21 protein-coding genes and 1 riboswitch are annotated in these 18,993 nt (G+C 59.8%); of the genes, 6 read left to right on the plus strand and 15 right to left on the minus strand.

Translation table 11 applies throughout. The features are described from left to right. Positions 1–40 precede the first annotated feature (40 nt). The gene (locus tag JQM66_RS04485; RefSeq protein ID WP_235228654.1) at positions 41–700 is read left to right on the plus strand and encodes a CatA-like O-acetyltransferase; all 660 of its coding nucleotides are present in this window, start codon (positions 41–43) and stop codon (positions 698–700) included. On the opposite strand, the gene JQM66_RS04490 is transcribed toward JQM66_RS04485, so the two are convergent. Both JQM66_RS04490 and JQM66_RS04495 read right to left on the minus strand, forming a co-directional pair. After that, positions 673–2,010 (minus strand): MATE family efflux transporter, encoded by a 1,338-nt coding sequence (locus JQM66_RS04490; protein ID WP_235228656.1) that lies wholly within the window; start codon positions 2,008–2,010, stop codon positions 673–675. The two genes, JQM66_RS04485 and JQM66_RS04490, sit on opposite strands and share 28 nt — an antisense overlap. A gap of 149 nt (positions 2,011–2,159) precedes the next feature. Beyond that, a complete protein-coding gene (locus tag JQM66_RS04495) occupies positions 2,160–3,329 on the minus strand; it encodes a DUF2974 domain-containing protein (RefSeq protein ID WP_235228657.1) in 1,170 nt (389 codons plus the stop codon). A 144-nt stretch (positions 3,330–3,473) separates the two neighbouring features. Between JQM66_RS04495 and JQM66_RS04500 the strand changes: the two genes are divergently transcribed. The 3 genes from JQM66_RS04500 (at position 3,474) to JQM66_RS04510 (ending at position 6,241) form a co-directional block, all read left to right on the plus strand. After that, on the plus strand, positions 3,474–4,076 hold the full coding sequence (locus tag JQM66_RS04500; RefSeq protein ID WP_235228658.1) for a single-stranded DNA-binding protein: 603 nt from the start codon (positions 3,474–3,476) through the stop codon (positions 4,074–4,076). A 126-nt stretch (positions 4,077–4,202) separates the two neighbouring features. Further along, the gene (locus JQM66_RS04505) at positions 4,203–5,126 is read left to right on the plus strand and encodes a PstS family phosphate ABC transporter substrate-binding protein (RefSeq protein WP_235228660.1); all 924 of its coding nucleotides are present in this window, start codon (positions 4,203–4,205) and stop codon (positions 5,124–5,126) included. After that, complete coding sequence (locus JQM66_RS04510) at positions 5,123–6,241, plus strand: putative periplasmic lipoprotein (protein WP_235228662.1); 1,119 nt, start codon at positions 5,123–5,125, stop codon at positions 6,239–6,241. The genes JQM66_RS04505 and JQM66_RS04510 overlap by 4 nt, the downstream gene beginning before the upstream one ends. Before the next feature lie 43 nt (positions 6,242–6,284). On the opposite strand, the gene JQM66_RS04515 is transcribed toward JQM66_RS04510, so the two are convergent. The 5 genes from JQM66_RS04515 to yedF are packed head-to-tail and all read right to left on the minus strand — an operon-like array spanning position 6,285 to position 8,986. After that, entirely contained in the window at positions 6,285–6,803 is a 519-nt protein-coding gene (locus tag JQM66_RS04515; protein ID WP_235228663.1) for an NUDIX hydrolase, read from the minus strand. 3 nt (positions 6,804–6,806) lie between these two features. Next, positions 6,807–6,980 carry a DUF6472 family protein gene (locus tag JQM66_RS04520; RefSeq protein ID WP_235228665.1) on the minus strand — a complete coding sequence of 58 codons (174 nt, stop codon included), beginning with the start codon at positions 6,978–6,980 and terminating at the stop codon, positions 6,807–6,809. A gap of 14 nt (positions 6,981–6,994) precedes the next feature. Continuing rightward, positions 6,995–7,231, minus strand: coding sequence for a DUF3343 domain-containing protein (locus JQM66_RS04525; RefSeq protein ID WP_235228667.1), 237 nt, complete (start codon positions 7,229–7,231; stop codon positions 6,995–6,997). A 1-nt stretch (position 7,232) separates the two neighbouring features. Continuing rightward, positions 7,233–8,372, minus strand: coding sequence for an aminotransferase class V-fold PLP-dependent enzyme (locus JQM66_RS04530; RefSeq protein ID WP_235228669.1), 1,140 nt, complete (start codon positions 8,370–8,372; stop codon positions 7,233–7,235). Beyond that, positions 8,369–8,986, minus strand: a complete 618-nt coding sequence (gene yedF, locus JQM66_RS04535; RefSeq protein ID WP_235228671.1) for a sulfurtransferase-like selenium metabolism protein YedF — start codon at positions 8,984–8,986, stop codon at positions 8,369–8,371. Before yedF ends, JQM66_RS04530 begins: the two co-directional genes overlap by 4 nt. Positions 8,987–9,219: 233 nt before the next feature. Between yedF and JQM66_RS04540 the strand changes: the two genes are divergently transcribed. Then, entirely contained in the window at positions 9,220–10,476 is a 1,257-nt protein-coding gene (locus JQM66_RS04540) for a diaminopimelate decarboxylase (RefSeq protein WP_235228673.1), read from the plus strand. 242 nt (positions 10,477–10,718) lie between these two features. Here the strand turns inward: JQM66_RS04540 and JQM66_RS04545 are convergent, their stop codons facing one another. The 8 genes from JQM66_RS04545 to JQM66_RS04580 form a co-directional block, all read right to left on the minus strand. Then, positions 10,719–11,330: a chromate transporter gene (locus JQM66_RS04545; protein WP_235228674.1), complete on the minus strand. Its 612-nt coding sequence runs from the start codon at positions 11,328–11,330 to the stop codon at positions 10,719–10,721. Further along, positions 11,327–11,869 (minus strand): chromate transporter, encoded by a 543-nt coding sequence (locus tag JQM66_RS04550; protein ID WP_235228675.1) that lies wholly within the window; start codon positions 11,867–11,869, stop codon positions 11,327–11,329. Before JQM66_RS04550 ends, JQM66_RS04545 begins: the two co-directional genes overlap by 4 nt. Before the next feature lie 15 nt (positions 11,870–11,884). Then, the gene (locus JQM66_RS04555; protein ID WP_235228676.1) at positions 11,885–12,685 is read right to left on the minus strand and encodes a biotin--[acetyl-CoA-carboxylase] ligase; all 801 of its coding nucleotides are present in this window, start codon (positions 12,683–12,685) and stop codon (positions 11,885–11,887) included. 104 nt (positions 12,686–12,789) lie between these two features. Then, positions 12,790–14,529 carry a Na+/H+ antiporter NhaC family protein gene (locus JQM66_RS04560; RefSeq protein ID WP_235228677.1) on the minus strand — a complete coding sequence of 580 codons (1,740 nt, stop codon included), beginning with the start codon at positions 14,527–14,529 and terminating at the stop codon, positions 12,790–12,792. A 72-nt stretch (positions 14,530–14,601) separates the two neighbouring features. Beyond that, a riboswitch (Lysine riboswitch) is annotated at positions 14,602–14,777 on the minus strand. Positions 14,778–15,102: 325 nt separating this feature from the next. Next, positions 15,103–16,482: a uracil-xanthine permease family protein gene (locus tag JQM66_RS04565; protein WP_235228678.1), complete on the minus strand. Its 1,380-nt coding sequence runs from the start codon at positions 16,480–16,482 to the stop codon at positions 15,103–15,105. Positions 16,483–16,748: 266 nt separating this feature from the next. After that, positions 16,749–17,180 carry a DUF523 domain-containing protein gene (locus JQM66_RS04570; protein WP_235228679.1) on the minus strand — a complete coding sequence of 144 codons (432 nt, stop codon included), beginning with the start codon at positions 17,178–17,180 and terminating at the stop codon, positions 16,749–16,751. Between the two features lie 6 nt (positions 17,181–17,186). After that, positions 17,187–17,561, minus strand: coding sequence for a DUF3783 domain-containing protein (locus JQM66_RS04575; protein ID WP_235228680.1), 375 nt, complete (start codon positions 17,559–17,561; stop codon positions 17,187–17,189). Positions 17,562–17,573: 12 nt separating this feature from the next. Then, positions 17,574–18,041: an NUDIX hydrolase gene (locus JQM66_RS04580; protein ID WP_235228681.1), complete on the minus strand. Its 468-nt coding sequence runs from the start codon at positions 18,039–18,041 to the stop codon at positions 17,574–17,576. Positions 18,042–18,167: 126 nt separating this feature from the next. On the opposite strand from JQM66_RS04580, the gene JQM66_RS04585 reads away from it, so the two are divergent. After that, positions 18,168–18,932: a MerR family transcriptional regulator gene (locus JQM66_RS04585; protein WP_235228683.1), complete on the plus strand. Its 765-nt coding sequence runs from the start codon at positions 18,168–18,170 to the stop codon at positions 18,930–18,932. The last annotated feature ends 61 nt before the right edge of the window (positions 18,933–18,993 follow it).

Here is an 18,993-nt window from a genome sequence, read left to right on the forward strand (position 1 = left end):
GACTTACCATAAAAGCATCCATTTTCAGGAGGTGCTTCCCATGACCTTTACCCCCATTGACCCCGCCGCCTGGCCCCGAATGCAGACCTTTTACTACTTTTCCCGGATGGCTCCCATCGGATATTCCCTGACGGTGGAGCTGGATGTGACCGCCCTGCGGCGGACACTGAAAGAGCGTGGGTTGAAATTCTATCCCGCCTATCTGTGGCTGGTGACAAAAATCTTAAACGCTGACCCGGCCTTTCGTCTGGCGAAGCAGGGAGAGCAGATCGGCACCTACGACACCCTGACGCCCCTGTACGCCGTGTTCCATGAGGATGACAAGTCCTTTTCCATGATGTGGACGGAATTTGACCCGGACTTCTCCGCCTTTTATCACGCTTTTACGGAAAACCAGACCCGATACGGCGCCAACCACGGCTTCCTGGCCCAACCGGAGACGCCGCCCCCCGCCAATGCCTATACGGTCTCCTGCGTACCCTGGGTCTCCTTCCAGCACTTCGCCGTCCACAGCTACGGTCTGAATGACTACTTCTTCCCTTCGGTGGAGGCAGGAAGGTTCGTGCTTCGGGACGGCAAGTGCTTCCTGCCGCTCTCCCTCACTTGCCACCATGCTGCCACGGACGGCTATCACATCAGCCAATTTCTGGAGCGGCTTCAGGCGGATATGGATCACTTCTGCCGTTTCCTGCCAGCGTAGAGGAAGACAGCCAGGCACAGCAGGATCTGCACCACGGTGGAGGCCGGTGTGGCCAGGCCCAGGTGGAACAGGGACCCCGGTGACACATGGCTCATGAGAAAGGCCACCGGCAAACGGACTCCCAGCGCTCCCACGAAGCCCTGGATCATGACAAACAATGTGCGCCCGGATCCGTTGAAATACCCGATGAAGCAGAACAGGAAAGAAGTCAGCAGGCAGTCAATGGCATAGGCCTTCAGGTACTCCCAGGCAGCGGCGATGACAGCGCCATCCTCCGCGAACAGCCCCGCCAGTACATCTCCGTGGAAAAAAGCCATCCAGCCCATCAGAATGCCCGCCGCCAGCGAGGACAGGATGCCGCACAGCAGCGCATTTCCCGCCCGGTCTTCCCGTCCAGCTCCGATATTCTGGGCCACAAAGGCAGACATGGACTGCATATAGGCAGAGGGCACCAGCATAACGAAGGCGCACAGCTTTTCCGCCACGCCCACTCCTGCGGAGGTGATGGTACCCATGGCGTTGGCAATGGCGATGACGACCAGGAAGGACAGGCTCACCAGCAGGTCCTGGAGAGCTACCGGAGTACCCAGCTTCAGAATTTTCCCGGTCACCGCCCGGTCAAAGCGAATATCTGCCCTGGTCAGTGCGAAAGGCAGTTCCCGGCGGCGAATGATAATCAGGGACAGGAACACACTGATGGCCTGGGCAGACACCGTGGCGATAGCGGCTCCCGTCACCCCCATGCCAAATCCGCCCACCAGCAGCAGATCCCCGGCGATGTTGCATACACAGGCGATGGCCACAGTCAGCAGAGGCATTTTGGAATCTCCCAGTCCCCGGAATACGCTGCCCAGAATATTGTAGGCCACAATGAACACGGCACCGGCGGAGCAAATGCGGACGTATATGACCGTGCCGTCGAAGGCGTCCGCAGGGGCTTGCATCAAAGATGACATTTGCGGCGCCGTCAGCAGCATGGCGGCAGTTATGGCCAGCGCTACAACCCCGAACAGACAGATGCCGCAGCCCACAGTCCGGCCCGCTTCATCGGGCTTTCCCTCGCCGATCTTCTGGCCCAGCAGCACCGTCACGCCCATGGCAAGGCCGGTGATGACCACGGTGACGGTGTGCATCACCTGGCTTCCGGTGGAGACAGCGGAAATATCCGCCGCCGTGCCGAATTTCCCCACCACCTGCAGGTCCACCGCACCGTACATAGCCTGGAGCAGCAATGCCAGCAGTACCGGCAGGGCGAAACGCAGCAGGGATGACAAAATAGGTCCCTTGGTAAAATCGTGTTTCTGTTTCATAGTCTCCTCCTCAACCCGGGCACGCAAAAAAAGCCGGATAAGACCCCGGGCGCACCCGGCATCTTATCCAGCTTTGCGATTGCGATCACAAGCCCTCCAATGAACGTCACTCAATCTAACACAGGGCGGAAAAAATGTCAAGAGAAGATTTACGCCTCTTTTTCTTTCTTTTTGATCAGCCGCCGGGGACCACGCTTCTTCTCTGTTTCCTCCTGAATGCCTTCCAGCACCATCCGCAGGTTGCTCTTGAAAAGAATGGCCAGAAAATCCCACAGGCCGTCCCGGGTCTCCTTGTCCAGGTCCTTCATGGCACGGATCATAGCACCCACAGCCTTAAAGCTGTCGTCCTTCAAATCCGTCAGGGTCACGGCGCCGGAGGCAGCCAGCACATCAAACATGGCATTGACGAAGTTCTCCCGCTGTTCCACAGACAATCCGTGGACCCACTTCCGCAGCTCCTGGTCGCTGAGATGTGCCTGCTGAGTCACCTGCCGCAGGGTGATGAAGTGGTCACCCATGACCTGCCAGGAAAAGCCGTCGTGCTGCATAAAGCCCAGCTGGTCGCTGTCCACCACGGTGTAATCCTCCTCATGCTCCAGCAGCATCCCCACCACGGAGGATTTGGGCACGATGGAGTAGATACGCTCCGCCACCCGCCGGTGCTCCGGCAGGTCCAGCAGGTCGTTGTGGAAGCCGGGGCCGTCATTGGACCAGACGGCGATGATGCGCTTCTGGACGCTCTCCGGGCAGAACACTCCGGCATACACCGCCAGGTTGCCGCCCTTGGAGTGTCCGCCCAGCCGCAGCTTTTTCCGGGGAAACTGCTTGGCCACAGCCCAGGTGTAGGCCACCGCCTTTTTCTGGGCGGGGACCTCCGGCATGCAGGCCAGCTCGAAGTCCTCTTTCCACCCCGCCAAGGTGTCGTCAGTGCCCCGGAAGGAGAGATACAGCGTTTTATCCCCGGTCTCAATGGCAAGGGCCGCGAACTGCTCACCCTTTCCCACATCCAGATGGTCCACGAAGCAGTTCAGCTTCATGTCCCCAAACCGGCGGGAATCCGCCATCTTCCGCAACATCTCCGGGATAGCAGCGGGCACCAGGACGCCCATGTCGATCTTCTCGCCCTTCGGGAACCGGGATAAAAATTGCTCCGCCGCCTCCCGCAGCACCACGCTATCCCCCTCGCCGGGGCCGGGAACGATGTCCTTGAAGTCCACAAAGGACAGCTCCGCCAGGATCAGATTATCCACCTCGTTGAAGGGTGCCTGTTCCAGGGTCAGGTCCCCCCGCCAATCCAGGTAATCCAACAGATTCGCCATGGTCATCCTCCTTGTACGATCATTGCATTGCGCTCATTATACCCAGATTTTTTTGCTTTCACAAGAGCGCCGCCCGGAAATTCACAGTCATTTTACAAGCTCTGTCCTCATAGGATGTCTCATCACGACCGAGGGGTGGACAACATGATGACACACAGCCAAAATGACGTGCTGCTGGAGGGCCATCCGGCTAACAGGCCGGAGTGGTCCCATGAGAACCACGGCACCCAGTTCTACCGTTTTTCCCTGGAGGTACCCCGCCTGTCCGGTACGCCGGACGTTCTTCCGGTGCTCCTGCCGGGAGCACTGCTGGATCGGATCGATAGTCAGGGGTCTCTCCGCATCCGGGGACAGTTCCGTTCCTTCAACAACCGCAGCGGCGTGGGCAACAAGCTGGTGCTGACAGTCTACGCCACAGACATCCAGCCGGGCACCGGGGAGCCCTGTAACCAGATCCTGCTGACCGGCTCTCTCTGCAAGCCGCCCATCTTCCGGCGAACGCCCTTGGGCCGGAGCATCTGCGACCTGATGCTGGCAGTCCCCCGTCGGTACGGCCGGGCGGACTACCTGCCGGTCATCGCCTGGGGCCAGCTGGCGGTGCGGGCCAGCAACCTGGGGGTGGGCGACAGTCTCTCCCTGGAGGGCCGGGTCCAGAGCCGTGCCTATCATAAGGTCACCGACAGCGGGACCGAGGAGCGCACTGCCTACGAGGTCTCCATGATGCACCTTCTGTCCCCTGATCCTTGAAACCGCCTCGGGAGCCTGCCAAAGCAGGCTCCCGTTTTTGTTCTTCTTTTGTAATCATTTGTTTGTAAAATGTAGAGATTTTTTTAAATTTTATGATATATTGATGGCAGAAAGGAGTGTTGTCCTATGAAATGGTCCTGCCTGTTCGCTCCCCTGCTGGCACTCATTTTGCTGGCAGGCTGCAGCAAAGTCCCGGAAGCCCCGGCCCCCGCGCCGGAACCTCAGCCGAATCAGTTCGTCTTCACCCGGGAAAACTTCCCCCGCCTCAACGGCTCCACTTCCACGGTTCCCTTGGGCCAGGCCATTGCCAGCGTCCTGCTGGGCGAGAGTCGGGAGGATGTCAGCGACCTCACCCAATTTTCCAAGACCACCCAGTCCTACCGGGACCTGATGTGGGGCAACGCCGACCTGCTCATCGCCGCCGAACCGGCGGAGGTCATCTGGCAGGAAAAAGCGGAGCAGAATTTTGACTGGAACATGGAGCCCTTTGCCGTGGACGCTCTGGTATTCGTGGTGAACGCGGACAACCCGGTAGACTGCCTCACCACAGAGCAGGTGCAGAAGATCTACATTGGAGAGATCACCAACTGGTCGGAGGTGGGCGGTGACGACCTTCCCATCGTCCCCTTCCAGCGGAACGCCGAGGCCGGCAGCCAGACCGCCATGTTGAAGCTGGTGATGAAGGACCTGCCCATGATGGATGCCCCGGCGGACTACGTCCGGGGAGAGATGGGCGACCTCATTGAAGCCGTGGCCGCCTATGACGGCACCCCCGCCGCCATCGGCTATACAGTTTACTACTACGCCAATGACATGAAGATGGCCGACGGCCTGAAGATCCTCTCCATCGACGGAGTGGAGCCCTGCGCCGATACCATCCGCAGCGGCGCATACCCGTTCCTGAATAACTACTATGTCCTCACCGCCGCAGGCCTTTCCGACGACGCCCCGGCCAGGATCCTTTATGACTGGATCTTAAGCGAGGAGGGCCAGAAGCTGGTGGCACATGAGGGCTATGTCTCCGTGCTGGATGTGGGGGATGGCGCATGAAGCGGCTGACGATTTCCCTGCTGGCGCTTATCCTGCTAACAGGCTGCGCATCTCCTGCCCTGGAACCCATCCCTGATTCGAAACCTGTCTCCCCGGTCTATACCGACTGGTCCAAGCTGACGCCCTACGAGCCGGTGAAAGAACAGTATACCTACGCCGATACCTACCGCGATGACGGCATACTCCAGCCCAGCGGTGATTACGATTTTCTGCTGCCCTACATCGGCAGCTATCTGGACACCGACAGCTACATGGGTCCCCTCACCACCCTGGGCCTCGTCACCGCCGACGGGCGGCTGGTGACGCCTCCGGTCTACGCGGAGATCGAACGGGTGAAGGATTGGCAAACACAAACCTATGCTCCGTTTCTCCTGCTCTACCGGGGCGAGGTCACAGGCCGGTATGAGAACGAGTGGGGTTCTTGGGTGGTAGGCGATTTTAATTTGACGGTGGCCGCCCCGGACGGGAACTGGGCCCGGGAGCTGCCGCCCTGCTACGGCGGCGGCCAGCTTCTCAGCGGTGACCGGCTTGCCCTGGCGTTAACGGACGGCTCCGTCCTCATTCTGAATACCGACGGAAGCACCGCCATGTCCTTCCCCGCCTCGGCGCTGGAGCCGTATCTGGGCAAGGGCTTCATCTGGCAGTGGGACGGCGGTCCCAGCCTAGATTGGGTAAACAATGTGGGCCGGGTCTGGAAATACGATGAAAACAGCCCGGACAACAGCCACTTCGCCTGCTGGCTGGACCCGGATACCGGGGCCGTCACAGCAGACCCTCCGCCGGGGTTCGTGGAGCCGGAGTATGACTATCAGGAAGGCCCGGAGCTGGCCTTTCCCGGATACAAGAACTGCACCACCCTCACCGACCCCGTCACCGGAAAGCTGTATTGCCACGGTACCCGGACAGACGGCAGCAACATCCGCAATCTGCTGGACGAACAGGGGCAGATCATTCGGAAAAACTGCGAGCTGCCCTACCCGGTCATGGGCATTGGCTGGGGAAGCCCCTGGGTCTGGGACGACCGCATCGCCTGCTCCGAAGACGGCGTTTTCTGTTACTACGATCTGAACGGAACCTGCGTGTTCCGACGGACCATCCAAAGGAATCTGGACTGAAAAAGCAGTGCCGTGGGCAGCCGCCCACGGCACCGTTTTTGCTTCATTTCGTTGGGAAATCAAAGCTCCCATGGGCCTCGAACAAAAACCGCAGGAAGCTGGGCGGATAGGGGATGAATGCTCCGCTGTCCAGCATGGCCATTGCATCCTCCAGCGTCACCCAGCGGACATCGCTGACCTCCTCCTGCTGGAGCCGCAGGTCCCTGATGTCCAGGTCCCGGGTCACCACGAAGAAATCGTCAAAGCCGCCCTCGAAGTTCACCGTCACGGCGGGCCGCAGGCCGGTCAGGTCCAGGTCATAGCCCAGTTCCTCCAGAACCTCCCGCTCCGCTCCCTGACGGCTGGTCTCTCCGGCGTCCACACCGCCGCCGACGGATACGTCCCACAGCTCCGGCCAGACTCTCTTTTCCGGAGAACGCCGCTGGATCAGCAGCTGGCCCAGGCTGTTGAACACGCAGACATGGACCACCATGCGGTACTCCCCCGGAGCCTTTTTCGCGTGGCGCTCCGCCACCCGGCCCAGGGGCACCCGGTTTTCATCGTACAGATCCACAAGCTCCATATCTCACTGCCTCCTGGCCGTCATATAGTCGTCGCCCCGCCGGTAGAAGGGGCAGGCGTCATTGGCGCTGCGCAGGAACCGCTCCATTTCATCCTCGTCCAGGTCCATGGTGCAGTAATACGCCTCCGCCTCATCGTCATAATCGTAGTGGACGCACTCTTCACAATTTGCCGCCATCAAACTCACCTCAATTATAGGATGATAGCATAGATGCCGTCGATCATCAAGTGCCGCGCCATCACCAGCTCCTCCACAGTCTCTCGGGCTGATGGGGGTGCCGCCCAGCACATGCCGCAGCCAGCGGTGATGGTCCGGGGCACGGGGATCAGCCGTCCCGGCACCCCGGCGGCCTTGCAGGCCCGCTCCATCTCCATGGCGGCTGCGGTGGTGCGGAAGGTCACCACGCACTTTTTCTCTTTTTGGCGCATGTCAGTCCTCCGTGGCCAGGATGCGGACGGCATCCGCCGCCGCGTCGGTCTCTTCCTCCGTGTTGAAATACGACCAGGAGAACCGGACCGCCCCCTGCCCGGTGGTACCCAGCGCCCGGTGCATCCGGGGTGCGCAGTGGGCGCCGGGACGGGTGGCGATGCCGAAGCGCTCCGCCAGCTCGTCCGCCACCTCTCCGGACTCATAGTCCCCGATGTTCAGCGCCACCACGGGAGCCCGCTCCGCCTTGCTGTGGTCGCCGTACACCGTAACGCCGGGGATCTGCCGCACCGTCTCATAAAATCGATGGGCCAGGGCGGTCTCGTGGGCCCGGATGGCGTCAATGCCGATCTTCTCCAGAAACTCCAGCGCCGCCCCCAGGCCCGCCAACCCGTGGCTATTGAGGGTCCCGGCCTCCAGGCGGGTGGGGTATTCCATGGGCTGGGTCTCCAGATAGCTCTGGACTCCGGTGCCGCCCACGGCGAAGGGACGGATGTCCACCCCCTCCCGGATACACAGGCCTCCGGTGCCCTGGGGGCCCAGCAGGCTCTTGTGTCCGGTGAAGCACACCACGTCAATGTGCTGCTGTTCCATATCAATGGGGAACACGCCCGCCGTCTGGCTGGCATCCAGGATAAACAGCAGCCCATGGGCGCAGCAGAATTCCCCCACCCGGCCGATGTCGACCATGTCGCCGGTCAGGTTGGAGGCATGGGTGCAGACCACAGCCTTTGTGTCGGGCCGCAGCAGCCGTTCAAAGTCATCATAGTCGATCTGTCCCCGCCGGTCCGCCGGAACGAAATCCACCGCTGCCCCCTGCTGCCGCAGGCGGTACAGGGGCCGCAGGACGGAATTGTGCTCCAGGTCCGTGGAGATCACATGGTCTCCCGGCCCTAACAGTCCGCTGATGGCAATGTTCAGGGCCTGGGTGGAATTGGGGGTGAAGCACACATGGTCCGCCCGCGGGCAGCCCAGGAGCCGAGCCATCTGTTCCCGGACGGAGAATACCGCCCGGGCGGAGGCCAGTGCCTCCTCATGGGCACCCCGGCCGCAGTTGCCCCAGGACATCATGGCCGCCGTCATCGCCTCCGCCACGCCGGGGGGCTTGGGCCGGGTGGTGGCCGCGTTATCCAGATAGATCATGGCTTGATGACCTTCCCGGCCCCGGCCAGCGTTTCCACAATGGTGTACATGTTGGTGACAGACCCCACCGCCAGCTTGTCTGTCAGGCCGTAGAAATTCAGGCAGGTGCCGCAGGTCAGGATCTCCACCCCCTGGGCCTCCATCTTTTTTAGGTCCTCCAGGGAATCGGAGCCCTCGGTGGTCAGCTTTGCGCCGCCGTTATAGAACAGGATGGTCCTGGGCAGCTCCGGCAGCTGGCTGACCGCGAACAGGAAGCCCTTCATCAGCGTCCGGCCCAGTTCCTCGCTGCCCCGGCCCATAGCATCGGTATCCATCGCTACCACCAAGCTGCCCCGCTGGTCGGGGATGCAGGTCAGCTCGGGTTCCTCCGTGGGAGCATCGCCCATGGGCTCCCGGACCTCCATGGTAACGGCAAAAACACCGCCGTCCCGCTTTTCTGCTCTGGCTTCCAGGTGGTGGCCGGAGGCCATGCGGGTCAGGTTCTGCACCGCGATCTCGTTGTCCACCAGCACCTCCAGCACACCGGGCTCTGTCATAGCCCGCAGGGCACGGGTGGCCTTCACCACGGGAATGGGGCACTGCTCGCCCACGGCGTTCACTGTCACAGTTGCCATCGTCATCTCTCCTCATTTCTTGTGATGTGATATCCGTTTCTATTTTACCGCCGCCGCGCCGCAAATACAAGGGCTGTTTTTTGCAAAGAATAGCCGTGCAGATGCACATGATGGAAGCCGCAGCCGCCCGGATTCCCGTGCAAATCGCCGTTTCTCGCCGGGTTTCTTGACAAATCATCACTTTACATCGTAAAATAATAATCACTTTATGAACGATTCGAGGTTATGCACCTATGAAAACGCCCTTTGTGACAAAAGATCAGCTGGAGGCCATAGCCGCCCGGTATCCCACGCCCTTCCACATCTACGACGAAAAGGGCATCCGTGAGAATGCCCGCCGTCTGAAAGCTGCCTTCGCCTGGAATCCCGGCTACCGGGAGTACTTCGCCGTGAAGGCCACCCCCACCCCTGCCATTCTGAAGCTGCTGAAGGAGGAGGGCTGCGGCTGCGACTGTTCTTCCATGGCGGAGCTGGTGATGGCCGAGAAGTGCGGCGTCACCGGCGAGGGCATCATGTTCTCCTCCAACGAGACTCCGCCCGAGGAGTTCCAGAAGGCATATCAGCTGGGCGGCATCATCAACCTGGATGACATCACCCTGATCCCCGAGCTGGTGGAGGCCCTGGGCGGCGTTCCTGAAAAGGTCTGCTGCCGCTACAATCCCGGCGGCGTCTTCACCCTGGGTGAGACCCGGGAGGGCTTCCAGGTCATGGACAACCCCGGCGACGCCAAGTACGGCATGACCCGTCCCCAGATCGCCGAGGCCTACAAAATTCTTGCCGCCAAGGGCGTCAAGGAGTTCGGTATCCACAGCTTCCTGGCCTCCAACACGCTGTCCAATGAATACTACCCCGCTCTGGCCCGCATCCTGTTCCAGCTGGCGGTGGACCTGAAAAACGAGACCGGCGCCCATATCACCTTCATCAACCTCTCCGGCGGCGTGGGCATCCCCTATCTGCCGGACCAGCCCGCCAACGACATCGCCGCCATCGGCGAGGGCGTCCGGAAGGCCTACGAGGAGATTTTGGTACCCGCCGGGATGGACGACGTGGCCCTGTACACGGAGCTGGGCCGCTTCATGCTTGCTCCCTACGGCCATCTGGTGACCCGGGCCACCCATGAGAAGCACATCTACAAGGAGTATATCGGCGTGGACGCCTGCGCCTGCAACCTGATGCGCCCCGCCATGTACGGCTCCTACCACCACATTACCGTCATGGGCAAGGAGAACGCCCCCTGCGACCACAAGTACGACGTGGTGGGTTCTCTCTGCGAGAACAACGACAAGTTCGCTATTGACCGGATGCTGCCCAAAATCGACATGGGCGACCTGCTGGTGATCCACGACGCCGGCGCCCACGGCCACGCCATGGGCTATAATTACAATGGCAAGCTCCGCTCCGCCGAGCTGCTGCTGAAAGAGGACGGCTCCGTGGAACTGATCCGCCGTGCCGAAACTCTGGAGGACTATTTCGCCACTTTGGTGTGGTAAATAAAACCAGACTTCTCTGCCGTATAGGCAGGCGACACAAATAAACGCGCCGCGGCGCTGTTCGAGCCGCGGCGTATCAAACGGGCAAATAATTATCCGATCAATTTTCACGGCCGGCAGCTTACGCTGCCGGCCGTTTTCTGGTAGTGCTCCAAGAGAATATGGTCTGCCTGCTTCTCCTGATTTTATGCTCTGATTGCGTATAAAATGCTGTTTTTTCGATAAGCGCATCCCAGCGCCTGTCAGACACCGGCGAACCGGAACAGGATGCCCACCACGGCGGAGAACGCGATGAACACAATGGGGTGCCAGTTCTTCACCGGCTTGACGAAGTTGGTCAGTACGATCAGCAATGCCCCCAGAAGCACACCGGGCCATTTGATCAGTGTCTCCCCCGCAAGCCGGAAGGTATTCACCAACGCACCGTCGGCAGCCAACGTCCGGATGCCCGTCATCACCTCCAGCACCACCGCGACGCAGGCGGCGCCGATGAGCCCCGTGGAGGCGGGCCGCAGGCCATAAAAAGCCATGTTCACATAGCGGTTATCCCGGAACTTTTTCAGCATCATGGCCACAATGAGGATCACGATGATAGAGGGCGTCACCTCGCCCAGGGTGGCGATGACCGCCCCGGGGATACCGCCCACGGTGAAGCCCACGTAAGTGGCCATATTGATGCCGATGGGGCCGGGAGTAGACTCCGACACCGCCAGCATATTCATCAGGTCCGTATAGGTATACCAGCCCGTGGACTGGCCAATGTCCTTCAGGAAGGGCAGGGTGGCCATACCGCCGCCCACGGCAAACAAGCCGGTCTTGAAAAACTCCCAGTAAAGCCGCAGATAGACGCTCATTTTCCCTTCACCTCCAGGTTTTTCAGAAGGATGCCAGTCACTGCGGCGGCAATGACGAACCAGGCGGGAGAGATGCGCAGAAAAACACTGCCCACCAGCACCACCGCAAAAATGGCCGCTGTCCGCTTATCCACCACAGACTTTTTCAGCAGCTTCATCACCGCATTAAAAATCAGCACGCAAACACACACCTGGATGCTGGCAAAGGCGTTCTGCACCCATACCAGATGGGAAAAATTCGTGATAAGTCCGGCCAGAACGGAGATGATGACCACCGACGGGAACACCACTCCCAGGGTCGCCATGATACCTCCGGCGATCCCCTGCTTTTTCTGGCCGATAAATGTGGCGGTATTTACCGCGATGATGCCCGGCGTACACTGGCCGATGGCATAGTAATCCATGATTTCTTCTTCCGTGACCCAGCGCTTGCTCTCCACCACCTCACGCTGGAGGATGGGCAGCATGGCGTAACCGCCGCCAAAGGTCATGACCCCCATTTTCGCAAAGGTCCAGAACAATTCCCAAAGTATTTTCAAGTTGATTCGCCTCTTTCACTCTGTATATCCGTACAGGCCCCGCACCGAAACCTCACCGGAGCGAACGGTCTTTTCCCCGCCGTCCGGGGTGCGGACCACCAGCCCGAAGTCCCGGTCGATATCCACTGCCCGGGCCTCTTCCTGACCGCCGGGGCCCATCAGACGCACCGGCTTGCCCAAGTTCACGCAGTCCCGCCGGTAACGGGTCCGGTATTCCTCCAGGTCTCCCTGCTTCAGTGCCTCGTAGGCCCGGTCCAGTTCCTCCAGCAATGCCGCTGCCAGTGCCGGACGGGAGACCGGCTTTTCCAGGAGCATTTCCAGAGAAGCAGCCATTTCCGCCACTTCCGGCGTGAAGTCCTCCCGCCGCTGGGCCACGTTGATGCCGATGCCCACCACCAGGCACAGCCCACCATTTCGATCTGTCACCAGCTCCGTCAGGATGCCGCACACCTTCTTGCCGCTCAGCACCGGGTCATTGGGCCATTTCAGCCCAGGCCGCACACCGCAGACCCGCTCCACGGCGCCGCACACGGCAATGCCCGCCAGCGCTGTCACCTGCGCCAGACGCTCCGGCGGAAGCTGCGGCCTGAGAAGCACCGTAAGGTAGAGCCCCTTCCCCTTAGGTGACTGGAAGCTCCGGTTCATGCGGCCCCGACCCGCCGTCTGGCAATCAGCGATGACCACCGTTCCCTCCGGGGCGCCCGTCAGAGCCAGTTCCTTGGCATAGGTGTTGGTAGAATCCAACTCCTCAAAATACAATATATTCCGGCCCATCACAGCTGTGTTTTCCAGCAGCCAGCGAATCTCCTGTTCCATGACGGACACCTCCTTTTTTACGCGAGGTCCAGTGTATCACGTTCTCCCTGAAATGTAAACCGTCCGGCTGATAGCCGGACGGTTTTATCAGATCTAATAGTGAATCAGGCCTTCTGTCCCTCGCGCTTCTTGATGACAAAGAGGGTTGCCAGCATCAGCACGATACCAACGGGCAGGCCCAGAATACCGGGCGCACCGGCAGACACCAGGATACCGGCAATCAGGTAGGTGACGCCGGACACGGCCGCGCAGGTGATGGCGTAGGGCAGCTGAGTGGACACATGGTTCACATGATCGCACTGGGCGCCGGCGGAGGCCATGATGGTGGTATCGGAGATGGGAGAGCAGTGGTCGCCACAGACAGCGCCGGCCATGCAGGCGGAGATGCAGATGATGGCCATGGGGTTGTCCATGGAGAACACATTCTGCACGATGGGGATCAGGATACCAAAGGTACCCCAGGAGGTACCGGTGGCAAAGGCCAGCAGGCAGCCGATGACAAACACGATCACAGGCAGCAGTAGCTGGATGCCGGTAGCGGAGGTACGGACAAAGTCACGGACGAAATACTTGGCGCCCAGAGAGTCGGTCATCGCCTTCAGGCTCCAGGCAAAGGTCAGGATCATGATAGCAGGCACCATGGCCTTGAAGCCCTCGGGGATGCAGCCCATCATGTCCTTGAAGCTCATGGAGCGGCGGATCAGGAAATAGATGAAGCTGAACACCAGTGCAAAGGCAGAGCCCAGCATCAGGCCCACGGAGGCGTCGGAGTTGGAGAAGGCGGTGATGAAGCCCTCGCCCTCGAAGAAGCCGCCGGAGTAGATCATACCGATGACGCAGCAGATGATCAGCATCACCACAGGCAGCACCAGGTCCAGCACCCGGCCCTTGTCCTCAGGAACATCCTCCTCAGCGGAGGCATAAGGGTTCACACCGGAGAACAGGTCATTGTTCTCCACGGCGTTGCGCTCAAAGTTGCGCATCGTGCCGAAGTCCACCTTCATGACTACCAGACCCACCATCATCACGATGGTCAGCAGGGCGTAGTAATTATAGGGAATGGCACGCAGGAACAGGTTGAAGCCCTGGCCGTCCTCGGCGAAACCGGCAACGGCAGCCGCCCAGGAGCTGATGGGGGCGATGATGCAGATGGGGGCAGCAGTGGCATCAATGATGTAGGCCAGCTTGGCACGGGAGATGTTGTGCTTGTCAGTGATAGGACGCATGACGCTGCCCACGGTCAGGCAGTTGAAATAGTCATCGATAAAGATCAGGCAGCCCAGCAGAATAGAGGCCAGCTGCGCACCCACACGGCTCTTGATGTTCTTCTCCGCCCAGCGGCCGAAGGCAGCGGAACCGCCAGCCTTGTTCATCAGGCACACCATGGCGCCCAGGATCACCAGGAAGATCAAGATGCCCATGTTGTAGCTGTCGGTGACAGAGGCCACGATGCCGTCGTTGAACACATGGAGCACCGTCGTCTCAAAGGCGAAGTTGGAGTACAGCAGGCCGCCCACCAGAATACCGATGAACAGGGAGCTGTATACCTCCTTGGTGATCAGCGCCAGGGCAATGGCGATGATGGGAGGCAGCAAAGACCAGAAGGTGTTATAAAACTGGCTGGGGGATTCCACATAGCCGGTACCGCCACAGGTTTCGCACTCGGCAGCAGTTCCCTCGTCAGTGAGGACAATGCCGACAGCTCCGCAGTCAGTGCACTCGATCATCTTGGTGCCGCTTTCCTCAGTGGGGTCATCCGCCGCAAAGGCAGTGACGGTCATGGCGCTGCACAGGAGCAGCAGCACTGCCAGAAGGGGCAGCAGCCGTCTTCTCAGGTTTCTCATGTTTTCTCTCTCCTAACAAAAAATGAAGTCATGACAGCGTCATGACTTCATACAGCACATAAAAGCGTATGGAACCACGACAGCGCTCCGCCCCTTTCAGGGCGACAGTCCGGGGGATGTTCTCCCGCGGCCCGGCTCCGTGTTCCACAGGCTGATCCACGAAACCTCGGCAAATGTCCCTTTTACCCACCCCGGTGCCTGTCCGTAAAGGGTGGATGACTCATGACATTCGCGCCTCTATCATGCTTAGCGTCTCCATTATATAAAAGTTTTGGAAAAAGTCAACAGATTTCTCCTGTTTTTATAAAATCTCTGTTTTTCGAACGCAGAAGCAAAAAGGGGAGCGCCGCTTTGCGGCGCTCCCGCGGGCTGTCGATAAACCCGGAAAACTTGCGCGACGGGAAGGAAGGGTGTGCGCGGGGAACCCAGGAAGGGTGCCCTGCGCCATTTAAATCCAAGATTTCAGAGCTTTTTGAAAGTTCTCAAAGCTAAAGCAGCTTGTCGAAAAGACTTTTTCGACAAGCTGGGGGAGCGCCGCAAAGCGGCGCTCCCGGAAAGGTGATGGATGTCGTATCAATACTGGCCCAGATTGCCGGAGGCCTTGGAGTTGGTGTTCTCGCCGAAGTTGAAGTCATTGCCGGGCAGGATGGCGTTGAGGATGATGCCCGCAATGGCGGCGATGGCCAGGGAGGTCAGGGTGATGGAGGCACTACCCACCTGGAAGGTCAGGCCGCCGGTGAAGCCCAGGCCGCAGACCATAATGACGGCCGCAATAATCAGGTTGCGGGAGTTGGTGAAGTCCACCTGATTCTCCACCACGTTGCGCACACCGATGGCAGAGATCATACCGTAGAGGATGAAGCTGACGCCGCCCACGATGGCTGCGGGAATGGTGTTGACAATGTAAGCAAAAGCGGGAGAGAAGGACAGCACGATGGCATACACGGCAGCCAGACGGATGACCCGGGGATCATAGACCTTGGACAGCACCAGAACGCCGGTGTTCTCGCCGTAGGTGGTGTTGGAGGGGCCGCCGAAGAAGCCCGCCATGGCGGTGGCGATACCGTCGCCGATCAGGGTGCGGTGCAGACCGGGATCTTCAATGAAGTTCTCGCTCACCGTAGCGGAAATGGCGGACATATCGCCGATGTGCTCCATCATGGAGGCAATGGCAATGGGAGCCATCACCAGAATGGCGGAAACATCAAACTTGGCAACGCTGCCGCCGAAGTTGGTAACAAAGGGCTGGAAGCCCAGCAGGGGGTTCGTGCCGGTGAACAGACCCATATTGGCCAGGCCGCTGAAGTCCACCTTGCCGGCCAGCAGCGCCACCACATAGGAGCCCACAACACCCAGCAGGATGGGGATGATCTTAATCATGCCCTTGCCCCAGATGTTGGCCACGATGATAATGGCCATGGCCAGCAGTGCCAGCCACCAGCAGGTAGAAGCGTTGTTCACCGCAGAGGGCGCCAGATTCAAGCCGATCAGAATGACGATGGGGCCGGTGACCACCGGAGGCAGGAAGCGCATCACCTTGTGCACGCCCACCGCCTTGATGATGGCAGCCAGCACCACATACAAAAGGCCTGCCACAACGATGCCGCCGCAGGCATACTGCAGCTTTTCGGAGGCCTCCATGGTGGCGTACATGCCATCGCTCATGTTGGCCATGGCAGCAAAGCCGCCCAGATAAGCAAAGGAAGAGCCCAGGAATGCAGGCACCTTCATCTTGCTGCAGACATGGAAAAACAGCGTGCCGATACCGGCGAAGAACAGCGTGGTCTGGATGCTCAGGGGCAGGCCGTAGCTCTGGACCAGGATGGGCACCAGAACAGTGGCGCCGAACATAGCGAACATGTGCTGCAGGCCCAGGATCAGCATCTTGGGGATGCCCAGGGTCCGGGCGTCCCGGATAGGCTGCTGACCGATGTTGGATTTCTTCTCGTTCATATCAGTTCTCCTCTCATTTCATGGTTTCACACACGGGCAAAAAAAATACCGGCACCAATAGCCGGTCAAACAAAAGGAACGGGAAAAAGAGAAGAAGCCGCCGCAGCTTTCAGACCCATCAAATACAGCATGCCGTTTCCCTCTCTTTCGTTCTTTTTCGCCTCATTATACATGAAAGGTATGACGTATTGCAAGATTTCTTTTCCATGAGCGAGAGATAAAAACTGTATTAAAAATTGTAAAAAATGACGGTGGGTGCTCCACCGTCATTTCAGCAATCGTTCTATTTGGGATTCGCCATACACGGGGATACCGTTGGCGTACAATAGCGCCGCCGTCACGCCGTTCCCGTCAGTCAGGATGCCGGAGTGGGTCCCGTCATAGACCTCCCCATAACCGCAGGAGGGGCTCCGCTCCTTGAGGACCGCCGCCTCACAGCCCAGGAGCCTGCATAAGCGCAGAGTCTCCTCCGCTCCCCGGCGGTACGCCTCCGTCACATCCGCTCCGTCCTTCGTGACCACACGGTCACCTCGCCGCTCCGCAGGCGGGCGCGGGGTAGCCAGTCCCCCCAGCTGCTCCGGACAGACGGGCACAAGAGTATGCCGCTCCGCCAGCCTTTCCACCAGCGGATGCCCTTTGGACGCCCCGTCATACCGGCAGCGGGCCCCCAACAAACAGGCGGAGATCAAAATTTTCATCAGCCCTCACCTGCCTCCCAGGGCCTGGTGTTCCCGCTGTAGTTCACCGTACAGCTTCAGGGCGCTCCAGTTCCGGTTGGAGGGCGTCAGCACCGCCTTCAGGCACTCCGGACCGGCACCCGCCCTTCGCAGCGCCGGGAGCAGAGCATCCAGCCGGTCCTCCAACTCACAGAATACGATCATCCGGCCCCCCAGAGGGCCGCCGGAGTAGGGCATCACCGGGGCCACATCCGCGTCCAGTCCCGCCAGGACCGCCAGCGTTTTGTTGTAGTCCATCCGGGCCACCGGGACGATCTCCGCGCCGCAGGAGCCCACGGCCGCCTCCAGCGCCAGCACATTCAACAGGGAATCAAACCCAAACAGCAGCAGTTTTCCGCTCATACCGGTCCCTCCTCAAACAATGCGCACCCCATTCAGCACCGCCAGCACCAGCTTTTCCCCCGCATATTTCAGCTTCAGAGAGAAAAAGGGGGCGTCCGTGTCCAACAGCTTCAAAAAGACCTTGTCCCCTTCCCAGAGCGGCAGAGACAGCAGGTCCGCTTTTTTGATCCAGGCCAGCTCTCCCTCGTTACATTCATGGGGTTCTCCTGTCCAGCCTGTGGCGGTGAACAGGTGCATATACTCCGTAGGATACCGGTCCGACACGAAGGTCACCAGTCCCCGGTAACGATAGTCAGTCAGGGTCAGCCCGGTCTCCTCAAGGGTCTCCCGCAGGATGCAGTCCTCCGGGCTCTCCCCCTCCTGAAATTTGCCGCCCACGCCGATCCATTTGTCGTGGTTCATGTCGTTGACCTTTTTTACCCGGTGGAGCATGAGGTATTCTTCCCCCCGCTCCAGATAGCACAATGTGGAGTTGATCATGGGACATCTCTCCTTTTTTCCAATTATAAACAGTGTGATGAAAAAAGAAAACAATTTTTTTATAAAATCCTCTTGACCTTGCCGTAACGTCATAGATTATAGTAGGGATTGTCAGGAGGGATGCACATGGAATACACCATCAAGGCGCTGGCGGAGCTGGCCGGCGTCACGCCCCGCACCCTGCGCTGGTACGACAGTCAGGGGCTGCTGAAGCCCCTGCGGACCACCGAAGCAGGCTACCGCATCTACGGTCCCGAACAGGTGGACCAGCTCCAAACCATCCTCTTTTACCGGGAGTTGGGCTTGGAATTACAGGCCATCCGGACCATTCTGGAGGATCCGGCCTTTGACCGCCAGAAGGCGCTGCAGAGCCATCTGGCAGAACTGGAGACCCGCCGGGAACGGCTGGACGGACTGATCCTGACCGTTAAAAATGCTATTATAGAAGCAAAGGGAGGCAATAAAATGTCCGATTCTCAGAAATTTGAGGCGTTCAAGCGCCAGATCGTGGAAACCAACGAAGCCCGCTACGGCAAAGAGATCCGGGAGAAATACGGCGATGAGACCGTGGATCAGTCCAACACCAAGGTGCTGTCCATGAGTCCGGAGGACCACGCCCGGTGGCAGGCCCTGGGGGATGAGATCCTGTCCGCCCTCTCCGCCGCTGTCCGGGCCGGGGAAGCCCCCGCCGGGGCGGAGGGCCGCCGCATTGCGGAGCTGCACCGCCAGTGGCTCTCCTTTTCCTGGGCAAGCTACACGCCCCAGGCCCATGCCGGCGTGGCCCAGATGTACGTGGCCGATCCCCGGTTCACCGCCTACTATGACAAGGAGCAGCCCGGCTGCGCCGCCTTCCTGCGGGACGCCATCCTGGCCTATACCGCCGCGCAATAAGCAAAACAAGGTCCGTGGAGCACCGCCCCACGGACCTTGTTTTGCTTTCCCATATAGCTGC

The organism is Oscillibacter valericigenes, from assembly GCF_021531915.1.
Taxonomy (GTDB): Bacteria; Bacillota; Clostridia; order Oscillospirales; family Oscillospiraceae; genus Oscillibacter; species Oscillibacter valericigenes_A.